General features: G+C 71.0%; 5 protein-coding genes. 3 read left to right on the top strand and 2 right to left on the bottom strand.

Features of this window, described 5'->3' with window-relative positions:
• A partial coding sequence (locus E1287_RS42770; RefSeq protein WP_131971794.1) for an SDR family oxidoreductase occupies positions 1-418 on the bottom strand: 418 nt, incomplete at its 3' end.
• Between the two features lie 79 nt (positions 419-497).
• On the opposite strand from E1287_RS42770, the gene nfi reads away from it, so the two are divergent.
• The 3 genes from nfi to E1287_RS42785 all read left to right on the top strand — a co-directional run bounded on the left by nfi (position 498) and on the right by E1287_RS42785 (position 2,715).
• Entirely contained in the window at positions 498-1,184 is a 687-nt protein-coding gene (gene nfi / locus E1287_RS42775) for a deoxyribonuclease V (protein WP_131971798.1), read from the top strand.
• Between the two features lie 82 nt (positions 1,185-1,266).
• A complete protein-coding gene (locus E1287_RS42780; protein ID WP_207934818.1) occupies positions 1,267-1,863 on the top strand; it encodes a TetR/AcrR family transcriptional regulator in 597 nt (198 codons plus the stop codon).
• 90 nt (positions 1,864-1,953) lie between these two features.
• The gene (locus tag E1287_RS42785; protein ID WP_131971796.1) at positions 1,954-2,715 is read left to right on the top strand and encodes a glucose 1-dehydrogenase; all 762 of its coding nucleotides are present in this window, start codon (positions 1,954-1,956) and stop codon (positions 2,713-2,715) included.
• On the opposite strand, the gene E1287_RS42790 is transcribed toward E1287_RS42785, so the two are convergent.
• Positions 2,712-2,963 (bottom strand): amidase family protein (locus E1287_RS42790; protein WP_243719833.1); only part of this gene is annotated, 252 nt, incomplete at its 5' end. The genes E1287_RS42785 and E1287_RS42790 overlap by 4 nt on opposite strands.

The following is a 2,963-nucleotide window of genomic DNA, read 5'->3' on the forward strand; positions in this document are numbered from 1 at the left end:
CCCGGGCGCCGTCCGAGGAGATGAAGACCAGACGGCCCCAGCCGCGTTCGGTCATGCCGGGCAGCAGCGCGCGGGTGAGCTGCATGGGAGCGCGCAGGTTGACGCGCCACATCAGGTCCCAGTGCGCCGGGTCGCTGGCGGTGAACGGCTCGATGATGGCGACGCCGGCGTTGTGGACGAGCACGTCCACCGGCCCGGCGCCGGCGGCGAACGCCTCGATGGAATCGGGGTCGGCGAGATCGACGCGGGCCGCGGCGCCGCCGACCGCCTCCGCGACCTCGCGGGCGCCGGCCTCGTCCAGGTCGGCGACGACGACGCGCGCTCCCAGGGCGGCGAGGTCGGCGCAGATCGCGCGTCCCATGCCGCCCGCGCCGCCGGTCACCACCGCCGTGCGGCCGTCCAGTCGCATCCCGTCCATGTGCACCTCCGGGGGTTTTGTCACGTTCCAGGAATAACATCCGGCGGTACTGTGCCGGATCATGGAGGTGCGCGATCTCATGGACGTGCGCGATCTGCACGCCTGGCCGTCCACACCGGCCGAGGCCGAGGCGATCCAGGACCGGCTGCGTCCGATGCTGGAGCTGGACGTCCGCGGCCCGGCCAAACCCAGCACCGTCGCGGGCCTGGACGTCTCGTACGCGGGCGACGGTGGCGGCACCGGTACGCGCCTGGCCGCCGCGGTGGTCGTCCTGGACGGCACAACACTGCAAGTGGTCGAAGAGTCGGTCGCGGTAGGCACGGCCGCGTTCCCCTACGTCCCCGGCCTGTTCGCGTTCCGGGAGCTGCCCACGCTCCTGAAGGCGTTGCGCGGCCTGAAGACGACCCCCGACCTGCTCGTCTGCGACGGGTTCGGCGTCGCGCATCCTCGCCGGTTCGGGCTGGCATGCCATCTCGGCGTCCTGACCGGTCTACCGACGATCGGCGTCGGCAAGACGGCGTTCATCGGCGCCTACGAGCAGCCGGGCCGGCGCCGCGGTGACACGACCCCGCTGCGGGACGGCGGCGAGGTGGTCGGCCGCGTTCTGCGCACACGGGACGACGTGAAACCGGTCTTCGTGTCCGTCGGCCATCGCACCGACCTCGAAACCGCATGCCGGAACGTCCTCGACCTGACGCCCCGGTACCGGCTTCCGGAGACCACGCGGAGGGCCGACCGGCTGTCCCGCGATGCGCTCACCGGGTAGCGCGTCTTTGTGGAAGATGGCACTCTCGTCCGAAAGCAGACGGAGACACCCAGGTCATCCGCGACGCCGCTGGACGGTGCCCATGGACACCCGGCCGATGCGGGCCGACGCCCGCCGCAACTACGAACGACTGATCACGACGGCCCGCACCGCCTTCATGGAGCACGGCACGGGCGCGTCCCTCGACGACATCGCCAAACGCGCGGGCGTCGGCTCCGGGACGCTGTACCGGCACTTCCCCACCCGGGACGCCCTGCTGCACGCCGTCCTGCGCGACCGGATCGACGGCCTCCTCGCGCACGCCGACGAGCTGCTCGCCGAGCCCGCGGCGGACCCGGAGACCGAGGCGCTCAACGCCGAGGCCGCGCTCGGCCGCTGGCTGCGCACCTACCTGACCGGCGCCGGCACCCCGCGCGGCACCTCCACCGTGATCATCGAGGCGATGTCGGCGAAGTGGGCCGACACCGGCCTCGGCGCCGCGGCCGCCGCGATCTGCGACGCCCTCGGCCGCCTGCTGGACCGCGCGCAGCACGCGGGCGCCGTCCGCGCCGAGATCGACCCGCGCGACCTGCTGCGGCTCACCAACGCGATCGGCGTCGCCGCGGAGCGCACCGCCGACCCCGGCGCGTACGCCGACCGGATGCTCGCGCTGCTCTTCGACGGCCTGCGCACGGGATAGCCCCTGGCGACGGGCCCCCGGGCCCCTTGTTCCGTTGACCAAGCGTTCGCTAGGTTGGCTTGCGTCACGGCCACGGGACGAGGAGCGTTGATGGGTCAGCTTGACGGCAAGGTGGCGCTGATCACCGGCGGGGCGCGCGGCATGGGCAAGTCCCACGTCCGCCGGTTCCTGGACGAGGGCGCCAAAGTGGTGTTCGGCGACGTCCTGGAGGAGGAAGGCGCGAAACTGGCCGCCGACCTGGGGCCCGACGCCGTTTTCGTCCGCATGGACGTGACACGCGAGGAAGACTGGAAGAACGCCGTCGACACCGCCACCACGACGTTCGACGCCCTGCACATCCTGGTCAACAACGCCGGAATCATCCGGCACAAGACCATCGAGGAAATGTCCGTCGACGAGTTCCGCCGCATTCTGGACGTGAACCTGCTCGGCCAATGGCTCGGCGTGAAATCCGTCACCGCCGCGATGCGCGAGGCCGGCGGCGGCTCGATCGTGAACGTCTCCTCGACCGAAGGCTTCATCGGCGCGTCCGGCCTCGCCGCCTACAGCGCCAGCAAGTTCGGCGTCCGCGGCCTCACCAAGGCCGCCGCCCGCGAACTCGGCGAATACGGGATCCGGGTGAACTCCATCCACCCCGGCGGCGTCCTGACGCCCCTTTCCCTCCAGGACGACGTCGTCGCGGCCACCGCCGACAGCGCCGACGCCTTCATGAAGGCGCTCCCCCTCGGCCGCATGGGCAAGTCCAAGGAAGTGTCGGGCCTGGTCGTCTACCTGGCTTCGGACGACTCGTCCTACTGCACCGGCAGCGAGGTCCTCGTAGACGGCGGAATGCTCACCGGCGCCGGATATTAAGAACGCCGCTCAATAGACGGGCTTCGCTCGACCCACCCTTCAACGGCCTCCAACTGTGCGGCCAGCGAAATCAGCGTCGCCTCATCGGAGTCATGCCCGAGAAGCTGCGCCCCCACGGGCAGCCCCGCTTTCGTGAAACCCGCGGGCACATTCACACCCGGCCACCCCAGCACATTCCACGTCCAAGCATAAGGACAGACCGCCGCGACCCCTGACTGCGTCTTCCTGTACCCCACCCCATCAAAGGC

Origin of the sequence: Actinomadura sp. KC06 (assembly GCF_004348735.1) — a bacterium.
Lineage (GTDB): Bacteria > Actinomycetota > Actinomycetes > Streptosporangiales > Streptosporangiaceae > Spirillospora.